Source organism: Collinsella sp. AM34-10, assembly GCF_003469185.1.
In the GTDB taxonomy this organism is placed as follows: Bacteria; Actinomycetota; Coriobacteriia; order Coriobacteriales; family Coriobacteriaceae; genus Collinsella.
In genome coordinates, this window is the sequence record NZ_QSIL01000001.1 from 53,031 (window position 1) to 67,053 (window position 14,023).

At 59.3% G+C, this 14,023-nt stretch carries 18 protein-coding genes and 1 pseudogene; 18 read left to right on the plus strand and 1 reads right to left on the minus strand.

Annotated elements, in window-relative coordinates; genetic code table 11:
• The first annotated feature begins 7 nt into the window (after window positions 1-7).
• The 18 genes and pseudogenes from fusA (at window position 8) to DW823_RS00320 (ending at window position 12,924) form a co-directional block, all read left to right on the plus strand.
• The gene (fusA, locus tag DW823_RS00235; protein WP_118079375.1) at window positions 8-2,107 is read left to right on the plus strand and encodes an elongation factor G; all 2,100 of its coding nucleotides are present in this window, start codon (window positions 8-10) and stop codon (window positions 2,105-2,107) included.
• Between the two features lie 61 nt (window positions 2,108-2,168).
• A complete protein-coding gene (gene rpsJ, locus DW823_RS00240) occupies window positions 2,169-2,477 on the plus strand; it encodes a 30S ribosomal protein S10 (protein WP_022094184.1) in 309 nt (102 codons plus the stop codon).
• A 140-nt stretch (window positions 2,478-2,617) separates the two neighbouring features.
• On the plus strand, window positions 2,618-3,772 hold the full coding sequence (locus DW823_RS00245) for a cation diffusion facilitator family transporter (RefSeq protein WP_118079377.1): 1,155 nt from the start codon (window positions 2,618-2,620) through the stop codon (window positions 3,770-3,772).
• Between the two features lie 39 nt (window positions 3,773-3,811).
• Entirely contained in the window at window positions 3,812-4,438 is a 627-nt protein-coding gene (locus DW823_RS00250; protein WP_118079379.1) for a histidine phosphatase family protein, read from the plus strand.
• A gap of 459 nt (window positions 4,439-4,897) precedes the next feature.
• Complete coding sequence (rplC, locus tag DW823_RS00255; protein WP_035137484.1) at window positions 4,898-5,518, plus strand: 50S ribosomal protein L3; 621 nt, start codon at window positions 4,898-4,900, stop codon at window positions 5,516-5,518.
• A 46-nt stretch (window positions 5,519-5,564) separates the two neighbouring features.
• Complete coding sequence (gene rplD / locus DW823_RS00260) at window positions 5,565-6,191, plus strand: 50S ribosomal protein L4 (protein WP_006235032.1); 627 nt, start codon at window positions 5,565-5,567, stop codon at window positions 6,189-6,191.
• A complete protein-coding gene (gene rplW, locus DW823_RS00265; protein WP_006235033.1) occupies window positions 6,192-6,479 on the plus strand; it encodes a 50S ribosomal protein L23 in 288 nt (95 codons plus the stop codon). It begins immediately after the preceding gene.
• A 179-nt stretch (window positions 6,480-6,658) separates the two neighbouring features.
• On the plus strand, window positions 6,659-7,489 hold the full coding sequence (gene rplB, locus DW823_RS00270) for a 50S ribosomal protein L2 (protein WP_118079381.1): 831 nt from the start codon (window positions 6,659-6,661) through the stop codon (window positions 7,487-7,489).
• A 32-nt stretch (window positions 7,490-7,521) separates the two neighbouring features.
• Entirely contained in the window at window positions 7,522-7,782 is a 261-nt protein-coding gene (gene rpsS, locus DW823_RS00275) for a 30S ribosomal protein S19 (RefSeq protein WP_006235035.1), read from the plus strand.
• Window positions 7,783-7,796: 14 nt separating this feature from the next.
• Window positions 7,797-8,168: a 50S ribosomal protein L22 gene (rplV, locus tag DW823_RS00280; protein WP_006235036.1), complete on the plus strand. Its 372-nt coding sequence runs from the start codon at window positions 7,797-7,799 to the stop codon at window positions 8,166-8,168.
• A 6-nt stretch (window positions 8,169-8,174) separates the two neighbouring features.
• Entirely contained in the window at window positions 8,175-8,885 is a 711-nt protein-coding gene (rpsC, locus tag DW823_RS00285; protein ID WP_006235037.1) for a 30S ribosomal protein S3, read from the plus strand.
• Window positions 8,885-9,280, plus strand: a pseudogene (gene rplP, locus DW823_RS00290) (50S ribosomal protein L16); the annotation flags it as partial. The gene rpsC and the pseudogene rplP, both read left to right, overlap by 1 nt.
• Before the next feature lie 107 nt (window positions 9,281-9,387).
• On the plus strand, window positions 9,388-9,603 hold the full coding sequence (gene rpmC, locus DW823_RS00295; RefSeq protein WP_006235039.1) for a 50S ribosomal protein L29: 216 nt from the start codon (window positions 9,388-9,390) through the stop codon (window positions 9,601-9,603).
• Window positions 9,604-9,619: 16 nt separating this feature from the next.
• Window positions 9,620-9,880, plus strand: coding sequence for a 30S ribosomal protein S17 (gene rpsQ / locus DW823_RS00300; protein WP_006235040.1), 261 nt, complete (start codon window positions 9,620-9,622; stop codon window positions 9,878-9,880).
• Between the two features lie 118 nt (window positions 9,881-9,998).
• Window positions 9,999-10,367 carry a 50S ribosomal protein L14 gene (rplN, locus tag DW823_RS00305; protein WP_006235041.1) on the plus strand — a complete coding sequence of 123 codons (369 nt, stop codon included), beginning with the start codon at window positions 9,999-10,001 and terminating at the stop codon, window positions 10,365-10,367.
• Between the two features lie 13 nt (window positions 10,368-10,380).
• Entirely contained in the window at window positions 10,381-10,686 is a 306-nt protein-coding gene (rplX, locus tag DW823_RS00310) for a 50S ribosomal protein L24 (protein ID WP_006235043.1), read from the plus strand.
• Window positions 10,687-11,094: 408 nt separating this feature from the next.
• Window positions 11,095-12,174, plus strand: coding sequence for a Gfo/Idh/MocA family protein (locus tag DW823_RS00315; protein WP_118079383.1), 1,080 nt, complete (start codon window positions 11,095-11,097; stop codon window positions 12,172-12,174).
• A 3-nt stretch (window positions 12,175-12,177) separates the two neighbouring features.
• The gene (locus DW823_RS00320) at window positions 12,178-12,924 is read left to right on the plus strand and encodes a DeoR/GlpR family DNA-binding transcription regulator (protein ID WP_118079386.1); all 747 of its coding nucleotides are present in this window, start codon (window positions 12,178-12,180) and stop codon (window positions 12,922-12,924) included.
• A 430-nt stretch (window positions 12,925-13,354) separates the two neighbouring features.
• Here DW823_RS00320 and DW823_RS00325 read toward each other — a convergent pair whose 3' ends face one another.
• Window positions 13,355-14,014, minus strand: coding sequence for an RluA family pseudouridine synthase (locus tag DW823_RS00325; protein WP_233509079.1), 660 nt, complete (start codon window positions 14,012-14,014; stop codon window positions 13,355-13,357).
• Between the last annotated feature and the right edge of the window lie 9 nt (window positions 14,015-14,023).

Consider the following 14,023-nt stretch of genomic DNA (forward strand, 5'->3'; position numbering starts at 1 on the left):
AACTAACATGGCTAAGCCTAAGTACAAGCTTTCCGATACCCGTAACATCGGCATCATGGCTCACATCGATGCCGGTAAGACCACCACGACCGAGCGTATTCTTTACTACACCGGTAAGACCCACAAGATCGGTGAGGTCCATGAGGGCGCTGCCACCATGGACTGGATGGTTCAGGAGCAGGAGCGCGGCGTAACCATTACCTCCGCTGCTACCACGTGCTTCTGGAAGAAGGACGGTACCGACTACCGCATCCAGATCATCGACACCCCGGGCCACGTTGACTTCACCGCCGAGGTCGAGCGCTGCCTGCGCGTCCTCGATGGCGCTGTCGCCGTCTTCGACGCCGTTGCTGGCGTTCAGCCCCAGTCTGAGACCGTTTGGCGTCAGGCTTCTACCTTCAACGTCCCCCGCATCGCCTTCATCAACAAGTATGACCGCGTGGGCGCTGATTTCTTCAACGCTATCGAGACCATGAAGGATCGTCTCGACGCCAACGCCGTGGCCGCTCAGGTCCCGATGGGCGCCGAGGACAACTTCTGGGGCGTCATCGACCTGGTCACCATGACTGCTTGGGACTTCAAGGCCGACGACAAGGGCATGACCTACCCCGAGCCGATGGACGAGATCCCGGCTGAGTTCGCCGACATCGCTGCCACCAAGCGCGAGGAGCTCCTCGACGCTGCTGCCAGCTTTGACGACGAGCTCATGGAGAAGATCCTCATGGAGGAGGACTTCACCGTCGAGGAGCTCAAGGCTGCTCTGCGCAAGGGCGTTCTGGCCAACGAGCTCAACCTCGTCTTCGTGGGCTCCGCCTACAAGAACAAGGGCGTTCAGGAGCTGCTCGACGCTGTCGTCGACTACCTGCCCAGCCCGCTTGACGTCGAGGCCGTCACCGGTACCGATCCGGACACCGGCGAGGAGATTCAGCGTCATCCTTCCTTCGACGAGCCCTTCTCCGGCCTGGTCTTCAAGATCATGACCGACCCGTTCGTCGGTAAGCTCACCTATGTCCGCGTTTACTCCGGCCGCGCCGAGTCCGGCTCCTACGTGGTCAACGCTTCCAACGGTCAGCGCGAGCGTCTCGGCCGCATCCTCGAGATGAACGCCGCCGAGCGTATCGACCGTGACGACGCTGCCGCCGGCGACATCGTCGCTTGCGTCGGCTTCAAGAACTCCACCACCGGTGACACCCTGTGCGCCGAGGGCAAGGAGATCGTCCTCGAGAAGATCGAGTTCGCTAAGCCCGTTATCGACGTTGCCATCGAGCCCAAGACCAAGGCCGAGCAGGACAAGATGTCCCTGGCTCTGACCAAGCTCGCCGAGGAGGACCCGACCTTCCAGGTGTCCACCAACCACGAGACCGGCCAGACCATCATCGCCGGCATGGGCGAGCTGCACCTCGAGATCATCGTCGACCGTCTGCTCCGCGAGTTCAAGGTTGACGCTAACGTTGGTAAGCCCCAGGTTGCCTACCGCGAGACCGCTGGTCACGACGTCGAGAAGGCTGAGGGCAAGTTCGTCCGTCAGTCCGGCGGTCGCGGTCAGTACGGCCACGCCGTCATCAAGCTCGAGAAGATGGAGGAGGGCTTCGGCTACGAGTTCGTCAACGCTATCGTCGGCGGCGTCGTGCCCAAGGAGTACATCCCGTCCATCGACAAGGGCATTCAGGAGGCCCTGAACACCGGTGTTATCGCCGGCTTCCCGGTCCTCGACGTTAAGGTCACCCTGTTCGACGGTTCTTACCACGAGGTCGACTCCTCCGAGGCCGCCTTCAAGATCGCCGGTTCCATGGCTATCAAGGACGCCCTCAGGAAGTCCGATCCGCAGCTGCTCGAGCCGATCATGGCTGTCGAGGTCGAGACCCCCGAGCAGTACATGGGCGACGTTATGGGCAACCTCTCCGGTCGCCGCGGCAAGATCGAGGGCATGGAGGATCGCAAGAACAGCAAGCTCATCCGTGCCAAGGTGCCGCTGGGCGAGATGTTCGGTTACGCTACCGACCTTCGCTCCCAGACCCAGGGCCGTGCATCCTACACGATGCAGTTCGACTCTTATGAGCCCGCGCCCAAGTCCATCGTGGACGAGGTCATGAGCAAGAACGCCTAAGTTCGAGCTCCCTGTTACGTAATCCTGCGAGAACACTTCTCGCACTCTTTGGAGGTTTAAGTTGGCTACCCAGAAGATCCGCATTCGCCTCAAGGGCTATGATCACGAGGTCGTCGATCAGTCCGCGAAGCTCATCGTTGAGACCGCTCAGAAGACCGGCGCTCGCGTTTCCGGTCCTGTCCCCCTGCCCACCGAGCGCAACCTGTACACGGTTATCCGCTCGCCGCACGTGAACAAGGACTCCCGTGAGCAGTTCGAGATGCGCACCCACAAGCGTCTCATCGACATCCTCGACCCCACCTCGGGCACCGTTGATTCGCTTATGCGTCTCGACCTCCCCGCTGGCGTCGACATCGACATCAAGCTCTAAGCTTTTTGCTCGATAGTGCGATTTGCAAGGCCGCAGCCCTAAGGGTTGCGGCCTTTTTTGTGCCGATGGGATAAAGGGTCTACACTACTGAGCTATTCGACAAACGGGTGTATGAGTAAAACTGTTGGGGGCAGATATAGATGGTCGAGTGGATCGTTCGTCGTGCGCAGGGCGACCGTGCGCGCGTGGGCACGTTGACGGGCGTGGTGTGCATTCTCGCCAATGTGGCACTTTGCGCTGCGAAGGGTGCAATTGGCGTGCTGTCGGGATCGGTTTCGATTGTGGCGGATGCTATGAACAACTTATCCGACGCAAGCTCAAACATCGTGAGCGTGCTGGGCTTTAAACTGGCGAGCAAGCCGGCAGACCCCGAACATCCTTACGGCCATGGCCGCTACGAGTATCTCTCGGGTCTGGTCGTGGCGGCGCTCGTGCTGCTGATCGGACTCGAACTGGTTAAGTCTTCGTTTGAGCGTATCATCCACCCCGAACCTGTCGAGTTCTCGCTTGCCCTGGTGGCAGTCCTGGCGCTTTCGATGGTTGTAAAGCTGTGGATGGCGGCCCTCAACCAAAAGCTCGGTGACCGTATTGAGTCCGATACGCTGCATGCGACGGCTCAAGACTCAAAGAACGATGTCCTGGCCACGGGTGCCGTGCTGGCGTGCGCGATTGTTTCCCAGGTGACGCATATCAATCTTGATGCCTGGGTTGGACTTGCCGTTGGCGCCTATATTGGCTGGAGCGGCTTTGAGCTCATCCAGGATACGGTGAGCCCGCTTTTGGGCCAGGCGCCCGATCCTAAGCTGGTCAAGCACATTCGAGACAAGATCATGAGTTATCCCGGCGTTTTGGGCGTTCACGATTTGATGGTCCACGACTATGGCCCGGGCAGGAAGTTCGCAAGCGCTCACGCCGAGATGGCGGCCGAGGCCAGCCCGCTGGAAAGTCACGACACGCTCGATAACATCGAGCAGTCGTTTAGGGACGAGGACGGCATGATCGTCACGCTCCATTACGATCCCATCGTGACCGACGATTCAAATGTGGCGAGCATGCGCCTGCGCATCAACGCTATGGCCCACGAGATTGATAGCCGCCTTTCGATTCACGATCTGCGCTGCGTGCCGGGTCCCACGCACACCAACGTGATCTTTGACTGCGTGCGTCCCTCGGATCTGCAGATGAGTGCCGATGAGCTCAAACACGCGCTGGCCCAGAGGGTCGAATCGGAATACCCCAAGTCGATTGCCAAGATTACGATCGACGAAGACTACGTAGGGCATACCCACGAATAGGATTGAGCCACGCAAGCTATTGATGCAGAAGGGGAGAGCATGAAGAAGCTGTATCTACTCCGTCACGGTCAGACGGAATTCAACGTTAAAAAGCTCGTCCAGGGTCGCTGCGATTCACCGTTGACCGACCTGGGCCGCAAACAAGCGGGAATGGCGGCCGCATGGCTCAAGGCCCACAGCGTCGTCCCCGACAAAGTGGTTTCTTCGCCCTTAGGTCGAGCCATGGACACAGCTCAGCTCGTCGCATGCGAACTCCTGGGTCCGGATGCAGCAGTCGAGCCCTGCGAAGGCATCATCGAGCGCTGCTACGGCACCTTCGAAGAAGGCCCGCACGACGCTCTACCCACCGACGTCTGGGATCCAGGCGAGGACTTGGTCCCTTACGGAGGAGAAGGAAGCCGGGCTCTACAAGCGCGCATGGTGGCCACCCTCTCCAATCTTATGAGCGCTAAGGACACCGAAACCCTCCTAGCAGTAAGCCACGGCAGCGCCAGCCGCCAATTCATTAGGGCCGCAGCCCCAGAGGGCTTCAAGCTTCCAGCAAAACTCCCCAACTGCGCCATCATGATCTTCGATTTTGACGAAGCAAAGCCACAAGCAGAAGGCGAGCCAATGCAATGCAAGTTCACCCTCCAGCAAATAGTGGACCCTCAACAAAGTCATTAGCCTGAGCGAGCAGAGTTAAGCAGACATTAACGTGGCGTTCCCAGTGTGCGGCGGAGGGGGCGGGCCTGAGACATATTAAGGTTGTCGCGAGTTCCGCACGAACAGGAGAGCACTTAATGTGCTCTCCGTCGTGAGCAGGACTGTAGAGCAGCAACCTTAATATGTCTCAGGCCCGCCCCCTCCGCCGCACACTGGGAACGTGCCACGCACTTTACCTGCGTAAACAATGTGAGTGAAATATGAATCTCGATGGATACGCCCGCAGCCGTGTATACTAAACAGCTGTGTGTAACCAGGGGAGTATTCTGGCTGGACAAAATGCCTGCTTAATAGGGTTGTCAGGTAGTCCGGACGCAATACAAGGTTGGGGAGCACGTCGTGTAAGTAGTGGTCCTCTAGGGGCGCACGCTCGGTGGTGTACGCATTGTCCCAAGACCACGCGAGAGTTGGGATCATATCTTGATCAGCATGATTCTCGGCCGCAAGATTGGCATGACCCAGGTTTGGGACGAGGACGACAACGTCGTTCCCGTCACGGTCATCCAGGCTGGCCCCTGCGCTGTCTCGCAGGTTAAAACTCAGGCAACCGACGGCTATGACGCCGTCCAGATCGGTTTCGGCGACATCAAGGCCAAGAACGTGAACAAGCCCATGGCTGGTCACTTCGCCAAGGCCGGCGTCGAGCCTGTCCGCTTCCTTCGTGAGGTCCGCGTCGAGAACGGCGAGGAGCACAAGGTCGGCGAGGTCGTCACCGTCGCTGATTTCGCTGATGTCGAGAAGGTCGACGTCATCGGTACCTCCAAGGGTAAGGGCTTCCAGGGTCGCATCAAGCGCTGGGGTCAGCGCCGCGGTCCTATGACGCATGGTTCTCACTTCCAGCGTCACCCCGGTTCTATCGGTCAGTGCGCCTATCCTGCGCGCGTCCTCAAGGGCGTCAAGATGGCCGGTCACATGGGTAACGAGCGCGTTACCGTCAAGAACCTTTCCGTTGTCCGCATCGATGCCGAGCAGAACCTCATCTTGGTCAAGGGCGCTGTCCCGGGTGCCAAGAATGGTCTCGTCGCCATCCGTATGGCCTAAGGGCCCAGCCCATTTAGCCCAGCGTCATACCAAGGAGAACACTTAAATGGCAAAGTTTGAAGTAAAGAACAGCGAGGGCAAGAAGGTCGCCGAGGCCGAGCTCGCCGCTGAGGTGTACGGCATCGAGCCGAACATCCACGTTATGCACCACATCGTCAAGTGCCAGATGGCCTCTTGGCGTCAGGGCACCCAGTCCGCTAAGGGCCGCTCTGAGGTTTCCGGTGGCGGCAAGAAGCCTTGGCGTCAGAAGGGCACCGGCCGTGCCCGCCAGGGTTCCATCCGTGCTGCCCAGTGGCGTCACGGTGGCGTTGTCTTCGCCCCCAAGCCCCGTTCCTACGCTAAGCGTATGAACAACAAGGAGGTCAAGCTGGCTATGCGCTCCGCGCTGTCCGCCAAGCTGGCCGATGGCGAGCTCGTGCTCGTCGACGACTACGGCTTCGAGAAGCCTTCCACCAAGGCTGCCGTTGCCATGCTCAAGGCTCTCGGCCTTGAGGGCAAGCGCCTGACCATCATCGTTCGCGATGAGGACGTCAACGCCTACCTGTCGTTCCGCAACATTCCCAAGACGTTCATCATCACTGCCGACGAGGCCAACACCTACGATCTCGTCAACAACAACGCTGTGCTGATGCCCGCCGACATCGCCGCTCACTTCGGGGAGGTGCTTGCATAAATGACCGCCCACGAGATCATCATCCGTCCGATCGTGTCCGAGCGTTCCTTCTCCGGCATGGAGCAGAACAAGTACACGTTCGAGGTCGCCAAAGATGCTAACAAGTATCAGATCAAGGACGCTGTCGAGGAGATCTTCGGCGTCAAGGTCGTTCGCGTGAACACCCTGACGGTCAAGCCCAAGACCAAGCGCGTGCGCTATGTCGCCGGCAAGACCCGTTCTTGGAAGAAGGCCATCGTCACGCTGGCCGAGGGCGACACCATCGAGGTCTTTGGCAACCAGGCCTAAGACTCGCTGCTGTTGAGTGAGCTCATGCCTCCCAAATAGGGGAGGCGAGAGCTCAAGGTTTCGGGCGTATAAAATGGACACGCCCGGAACCGTGTATACGTCCGGTGTCATCGCACCCGAGGCAGAACCTCGAATCCCTGTCTGCGATGGCTAACGGATTCCTATTGAAAGGGATTGTAATGGCTGTAAAGCACCTTAAGCCGACCTCCGCTGGTAGGCGTTGGCAGACGATCTCCGATTTCTCCGAGATCACCTGCACCAAGCCCGAGAAGTCTCTTCTCGAGCCCCTGCCCAAGAAGGCCGGTCGTAACAACAACGGCCGCATCACCACCCGCCACCAGGGCGGCGGCGTGAAGCGTCGTTACCGCGTGATCGACTTCAAGCGCAACAAGGACGGCGTGCCCGCCAAGGTTGCCACGATCGAGTACGATCCGAACCGTTCCGCTCGCATCGCTCTGCTGCACTACGCTGACGGTGAGAAGCGTTACATCCTGGCTCCCAAGGGCCTCGAGGTCGGTCAGACCATCATGTCCGGTTCTGACGCCGACATCAAGCCGGGCAACGCTCTGCCCCTCGCCGACATCCCCGTCGGTACGCTCATCCACGCCGTCGAGTTCCAGCCGGGCAAGGGCGCTGCTATCGCCCGTTCCGCCGGTAACTCCTGCCAGCTGATGGGTAAGGAGGGCAAGTACGCTATCGTCCGTATGCCTTCCTCCGAGATGCGCCGCATCCTCGTTACCTGCCGCGCCACCGTCGGTGAGGTCGGCAACGCCGATCACGCCAACATCGTCATCGGCAAGGCCGGCCGTAAGCGTCACTTGAACGTGCGCCCGACCGTCCGCGGTACCGTCATGAACCCTGTCGACCACCCGCACGGCGGTGGCGAGGGCAAGAACCACACCTCTGGTCGTCCCTCTGTTACCCCCTGGGGTAAGCCGACGAAGGGCCTTCGTACGCGCAAGAAGAAGAAGGTCTCGAACCAGCACATCATTCGTCGCCGTAAGAAGTAATTTCGGATACCGAGTTTTAGGAGAAAGCACTTATGAGCAGAAGTCTCAAAAAGGGCCCGTTCGTGGAGACTCGCCTTCTCTCGCGTATCACCGCGATGAACGAGGCTGGCAAGAAGGACGTCGTGAAGACCTGGTCCCGCGCGTCCACCATCTTCCCCGAGATGGTTGGTCACACCATCGCCGTCCACGACGGCCGCAAGCATGTGCCCGTGTATGTTACCGAGTCCATGGTTGGTCACAAGCTCGGCGAGTTCGCGCCGACTCGTACGTTCCGTGGCCACAAGGCCAAATAGGGGGTTAACCGTAAATGGCAACTAAGTCTATTGAAACTGAGGCCACCGAGGTTCGCGCCGTCGCTAAGTACGTGCGTGTTTCCCCCAGCAAGGCCCGCCTGGTGGTCGATCTGATCCGCCGCAAGCCTGTCGCTCAGGCCTTCGACATCCTCCACTTCTGCGACCGCGCCGTCGCCGTGGATGTCGAGAAGGTTCTCCGTTCCGCCGTTGCGAACGCCGAGAACAACAACGGTCTGCGTGCCGACAACCTGGTTGTCGCCGCTGCCTATGTTGACGAGGGTCCGACGCTTAAGCGCATCCGTCCCCGCGCCAAGGGTTCCGCTTCTCGCATTCTGAAGCGTACTTCCCACATCACCGTCGTCGTTGCTCCTCGAAAGGAGGCGTAAAGCTGTATGGGTCAGAAAGTCTACCCCACCGGCTTCCGTCTTGGCATCACCGAGAACTGGCGCTCCCGCTGGTTCGCAGAGAAGGATTACGCTAAGACCCTCGGTAACGATCTCGAGATCCGCAAGTACCTCGAGAAGCGTCTTTCCCGCGCAGCTGTCTCCCGCGTCGAGATCGAGCGCGCTGGCGACAAGGTGAAGGTCATCATCCTCACCGCTCGCCCCGGCGTTGTCATCGGTAAGAAGGGTGCCGAGATCGATACCCTCCGCACCGAGCTCGAGAAGGTTGCTGGCGTCTCCAAGGGCCAGCTCTCCGTCGACGTTGTCGAGATCAAGCGCCCCGAGCTCGACGCCAACCTCGTTGCTCAGTCCATCGCTGAGCAGCTCGAGGGTCGCGTTGCCTTCCGTCGCGCTATGCGCAAGGCTGTCCAGTCCGCCCGCAAGGCCGGCGCCAAGGGCATCCGTATCCAGTGCTCCGGTCGTCTCGGCGGTGCCGAGATGGGCCGTCGTGAGTGGTACCGTGAGGGTCGCGTGCCTCTGCACACCCTCCGCGCCAAGATCGACTACGGCACGGCTGTCGCCAGCACCACCATGGGCGCTTGCGGCGTGAAGGTCTGGATTTACCTGGGTGAGAAGCTCCCGGGCCAGCCTGTTCCCAACCCTGCACTCGAGGGCTCTTCCCGTCCTCGTCGTCGTAACTCCGAGAGGAGGGGTCAGTAGTGCTTGCCCCTAAGCGTATTCTTCACCGCAAGGTGCAGCGTGGCTCCATGAAGGGCCAGGCCAAGGGTAATACCGAGCTGCATTTCGGCGAGTTTGGTATCCAGGCTCTCGAGGCCCATTGGATCACCAACCGTCAGATCGAGGCCGCTCGTATTGCCATGACCCGCTACATGAAGCGTGGCGGTCGTGTGTACATCACGATCTTCCCCGATAAGCCCATCACCAAGAAGCCTGCCGAGACTCGCATGGGTTCTGGTAAGGGTAACCCCGAGGAGTGGGTGGCCGTCGTCAAACCTGGCCGCATCATGTTTGAGGTCAAGGGCGTGCCCGAGGAGGTCGCTCGCGAGGCTCTGCGTCTTGCACAGCACAAGCTTCCCATCAAGACCAAGATTGTTGCTGCCAAGAACGCTGAGCAGCGCATCGAGAAGGAGATGGCTGAGGAGGCCGCTCTCGAGGCCAAGTGGGCTGCTGAGGACGCCGCCGCCGCCAAGGAGGAGAACTAATGAAGCCCGCAGAGATTCGTGAGCTCTCGGACGCTCAGCTCGTTGAGAAGCTGAAGGAAATGCGCGCCGAGCTCTTTAACCTTCGTTTCCAGATGGCTACCAGCCAGCTGGACAACACCGCTCGCGTCAACACCGTGAAGAAGGACATCGCTCGCGTCCTCACGGAGCAGCGCGCCCGCGAGATCGCAGCGGAGAAGTCCGCTGTCGCCGAGTAGGACCTAAGGAGAGAACATGACTGATTCGCGTAACTCGCGTAAGGTCCGTACGGGTGTCGTTACCTCCGTCTCCGGTGCCAAGACCATTGTTGTCACCATCACCGAGCGTAAGCGTCACCCCAAGTACGGCAAGATGATGACCAGCTCCAAGAAGCTGCACGCTCACGACGAGGAGTGCACGGCTGGCGTGGGCGACACCGTCCGCGTTATGGAGACCCGTCCTATGTCCAAGATGAAGCGTTGGCGCCTCATCGAGGTCGTCGAGCGCGCTAAATAAGCTGTCGCTCTTACGACTTGTACATTTCCGAAGATGTGCGTATGCCTGGCTTGCATACCACGGGCCGCATAAAGGCTGCGCACCTCTCTTCGGTTCTTAGTTCGGAGGAACATCTACCATGATTCAGATGCAAACCATGCTGAACGTCGCCGACAACTCCGGCGCTCGCAAGATTCGCTGCATCAAGGTGCTTGGCGGTTCCAAGCGTCGTTATGCAGGCATCGGCGATGTGTTCATCGGTGCTGTCCAGGAGGCTACCCCTGGCGCCAACGTCAAGAAGAAGGACGTTGTCCGTTGCGTCGTCGTTCGCACCGTTAAGGAGATCCGCCGCAAGGATGGCTCCTACATTCGCTTTGATGAGAACGCCTGCGTTGTCATCAACAACGATGGTTCGCCCGTCGGCACCCGTATCTTCGGGCCCGTCGCTCGCGAGCTTCGTGACAAGAAGTACATGAAGATCGTCTCGCTCGCTCCCGAGACCCTGTAGTTAGGGGAGATATATGTATATCAAGAAGGGCGATAAGGTCCAGGTTCTCTCTGGTAAGGATCGCGGCAAGCAGGGCGTTGTCCTGCGTGCTCTCCCCGCCGAGAACAAGGTCGTTGTCGAGGGCGTTTCGGTCGTCAAGAAGGCCGTCAAGCCCAACGCTGCCAACCAGCAGGGCGGCATCGTTTCGCAGGAGGCTCCCATCGACGCCTCCAACGTCAATCTCGTTTGCCCCGAGTGCGGTAAGGTTACCCGCGTCGGTCACGAGAAGGACGGCAAGAACAAGCTGCGCGTCTGCAAGAAGTGCGGCCACAAGTTCTAAGCTGCCTGCAACATAAGGTTGCAACCAAAGGCCCGGACACCAAGCGCGTCCGGGCCTTTTTCTATCCCCACTCATTGGGGACAGACTTAAATGAGTGGGGACAGACTTAAATGAGTGCATGCGGCATAAGGCGTACCGCGGATAATCTAGGTGGGTGTCTCGACCTAGATTATTTATCCGCCGAAAGAGTCGATATCGATCGTGCATCGTGCTTTACAAATTGATAGCATACGTGCTTGTGCGCATTTTGCTGCGTTTAATTGCGTATCAATGCGTATATATGCGCCGTTTATGGGGCAATAATGATCGTTTGACGGTGAGATACGCAAAAACGCGCACAGATACGCGCATTTGTGCGAATATAGAGCTGTCAGAAATGAAAGACTTTTCACGACGCAGGAGGCACATATGGCAGATTCCAAACAGGCTCCGCTTGATGCTGCGGCAGCCGCAAAGGCAGCGTTCGCTTCGGTCCAGGGCAAGCCGTTCCCCGATGATATCTTTACGGCCCCCGAGCTTCGTTGGGCTGTGATCGGGTGCGGTGTTATCGCCAACCAGATGGCTCAGTCTCTCGCCCTTGCCGGCCGCAAACTCGCGGGCGTTGCCAACCGCACGCTGTCCAAGGCTCAGGCTTTTGCCAAGCAGTATGGCGTTGAGAAGGTCTATGACACGGTCGAGGACCTCTACTCCGATCCGAACATTGACGCAGTCTATATCACCACGCCGCACAACACTCACATCACCTACCTGCGCGCCGCTCTGACAGCTGGCAAGCACGTGCTCTGCGAGAAGGCCATTACCCTCAACTCTGCCGAGCTCGACGAGGCCCGCGCCATCGCCGACGAGCATAACGTCGTCCTCATGGACGCCACTACGGTGCTCCACATGCCCCTGTATCAGGAGCTGCGCCGCCGCATGGATGCCGGTGAGTTTGGCCGCATGAACCTCGCCCAACTCAACTTTGGCAGCTACAAGGAGTACGGCGATCTGACTAACCGCTTCTATAACCGCAACCTCGCTGGCGGTGCTATGCTCGACATTGGCGTCTATGCGCTTTCCGTTATGCGCCTCTTTTTGGCAAGCCAGCCCGCTGAGGTCGTTTCGCTGGGCAACACCTGTGAGACCGGTGTCGACGTTGCGGGCGGCATCGTCTGCCGTAATGCTGAGCAACAGCTGGGTGTTGTGAGCCTTACGCTTCACTCCAAGCAGCCCAAGCGCTTGGTCATCAGCTTTGACAAGTGCTATATCGAGGTCAACGAGTATCCGCGTGCCGATCACGCGACCATCGTGTGGACTGCGGACGGCCACCGCGAGGAGGTCCACGCGGGCACCGAGGCTTACGCCCTTTGCTATGAGATGGCCGATCTTGAGAAGGCCGTTGCCGGCGACGACTCCAAGCGCGAGCTTCTGGATTATGCTTCTGATGTTATGGAGCTTATGACCAAGCTTCGCGCCGACTGGGGAGTCGTGTACCCCGAGGAGGAGTAAGCGATGCTTGCGGAAGATAGGCTCAACGCAATCGTGTCGATGGTGCAGCAGACGGGCTCGGTTACCGTACCGGAGCTTGCTGAGGCCCTGGGCGTGACGGCGTCTACCATTCGGCGCGATCTGCAGACGCTCGACCGCGCACACCGTATCGCCAAGGTGCACGGTGGGGCGACGAGCCTTGAGCGCGCGCACGTGACGCGCGACCTAACGCTTAATGAGCGCAGCGACCTCCATAACGATGACAAGGAGCGTATCTGCGCCCGTGCGGCGGCGCTTGTGGAGCCTGAGAGCTTTGTATACATCGACTCGGGCTCGACGACGCTCAGGCTCATTGAGCATCTTCCACACCTTGAAGGTGTCACCTATGTGACTGATTCCGTGCTTCACGCTCAGCACCTCGCTGTGCGCGGCATGCGCACCGTTGTTCTGGGCGGCGAGCTCAAGCCCGAGACCGAGGCGCTGGTCGGTCCCGATGCCTTGGCAACCCTGGACCGCTACAACTTCAACTGTGGCTTTTGGGGTTCCAACGGCATTGCCGCCGAGCAGGGTTTTACGACGCCCGATATCGAGGAGGCACAGGTCAAGCGCATCTCGATGCGCCATACAGCCAAACGCTTCGTAATCTCGGACGCCAGTAAATTTGGCATGGTGGCGCCCGCCAAGTTCGCGGACTTCCGCGACGCAACGGTTATTACCGCAGGCGAGGTCCCCGCCAAGTACCGGGCAATGGACAACGTCATCACGGTCTAGCAAGCAGAGGCAGGTTAAGGCCAAAACCACCGCAAAGGTGCCTGTCCCCATTGTGGTGGTTAGTAACGAAAACCGAGTAGTTTTTCCAATAGAAAAGCGGCAACGTCCATCACGGGCGTTGCCGCTTTCGTTGTCTGCCGGCTTGTCTAAGTCTGTAACAACTGGACCGTTAAAAGTAGGCTAGGTGTTACAGATTGAGATACTTCCGAACCGCGCCGTCTCTTTGTCTCAATTTGTAACAGCTGGGACGGATTTTGCCGAGTTACTGTTACAGATTGAGATTTTCCCTTGAGGGGGATTCGAATGTCTCGATCTGTAACAGATAGACCGGAAAAATGGGTTCTAACTGTTACAGATCGAGACGTTTTGGGACCGCGGCTGAGCCATTGCGGCAAAACAACCACAAAGGGACGTGAACCTTTGTGGTGGTTTAGGGCTCCCAGGGGCAGGGGGCTTCGATGTGGATGTGCTCGCCGGTTACGGGATGCGTGAAGGATACGCTGTGGGCGTGGAGCATCAATCCACAGGGACGCGGCGTGCCGTACAGGTCGTCGCCCACCAGGGGATGACGCTCGCTCGCCAGATGCACACGGATTTGGTGCTTGCGGCCGGTGAGCAGCTCGACATCGATATACGAGCGCGTGGGCAGGCCACGACGGCTCTTAAGGCGCTTGAGCACCTTCACGCGCGTTTGAGACGGCTTGCCGCTGGCGCCGACGCGCATCTTGCGGCTGTCGTGACGGTCGCGGGCGATGGGCTTGTCGATGAGCTTTTCGTTCCAGTCGATCTTGCCCTCGGCGAGCGCCAGGTAATGCTTTTCGAAAGCGTGGTCGATGACCATCTGGTCAAAGGCGGGCTGCGTCTGCTTGTCGAGCGAGAACAGCACCACGCCGGTGGTGTCGCGGTCTAGGCGGTTGAGCGGCTGCATGTCAGTCGCGGCAAAGCCGTCGCCCATCGCCAGCAGCAAGTCGCTGGCGTAGTCGGTAAGCGTGCGCTCACCGGTGCCGTCGCCGTGGACGATCATGCCGGCGGGCTTGTCGATGGCCATGAGCCAGGCGTCGCAGTAGAGGACTTGAGGTTCTTCGTTCACGTGTAAGCC

Bases quoted from the DNA above. Each gene is read 5' to 3' on its own strand.
- fusA (WP_118079375.1), top strand. From the start codon at position 8: ATGGCTAAGCCTAAGTACAAGCTTTCCGATACCCGTAACATCGGCATC.
- DW823_RS00245 (WP_118079377.1), top strand. From the start codon at position 2,618: ATGGTCGAGTGGATCGTTCGTCGTGCGCAGGGCGACCGTGCGCGCGTG.
- DW823_RS00250 (WP_118079379.1), top strand. From the start codon at position 3,812: ATGAAGAAGCTGTATCTACTCCGTCACGGTCAGACGGAATTCAACGTT.
- rplD (WP_006235032.1), top strand. From the start codon at position 5,565: ATGGCAAAGTTTGAAGTAAAGAACAGCGAGGGCAAGAAGGTCGCCGAG.
- rplW (WP_006235033.1), top strand. From the start codon at position 6,192: ATGACCGCCCACGAGATCATCATCCGTCCGATCGTGTCCGAGCGTTCC.
- rplB (WP_118079381.1), top strand. From the start codon at position 6,659: ATGGCTGTAAAGCACCTTAAGCCGACCTCCGCTGGTAGGCGTTGGCAG.
- rpsS (WP_006235035.1), top strand. From the start codon at position 7,522: ATGAGCAGAAGTCTCAAAAAGGGCCCGTTCGTGGAGACTCGCCTTCTC.
- rplV (WP_006235036.1), top strand. From the start codon at position 7,797: ATGGCAACTAAGTCTATTGAAACTGAGGCCACCGAGGTTCGCGCCGTC.
- rpsC (WP_006235037.1), top strand. From the start codon at position 8,175: ATGGGTCAGAAAGTCTACCCCACCGGCTTCCGTCTTGGCATCACCGAG.
- rpmC (WP_006235039.1), top strand. From the start codon at position 9,388: ATGAAGCCCGCAGAGATTCGTGAGCTCTCGGACGCTCAGCTCGTTGAG.
- rpsQ (WP_006235040.1), top strand. From the start codon at position 9,620: ATGACTGATTCGCGTAACTCGCGTAAGGTCCGTACGGGTGTCGTTACC.
- rplN (WP_006235041.1), top strand. From the start codon at position 9,999: ATGATTCAGATGCAAACCATGCTGAACGTCGCCGACAACTCCGGCGCT.
- rplX (WP_006235043.1), top strand. From the start codon at position 10,381: ATGTATATCAAGAAGGGCGATAAGGTCCAGGTTCTCTCTGGTAAGGAT.
- DW823_RS00315 (WP_118079383.1), top strand. From the start codon at position 11,095: ATGGCAGATTCCAAACAGGCTCCGCTTGATGCTGCGGCAGCCGCAAAG.
- DW823_RS00320 (WP_118079386.1), top strand. From the start codon at position 12,178: ATGCTTGCGGAAGATAGGCTCAACGCAATCGTGTCGATGGTGCAGCAG.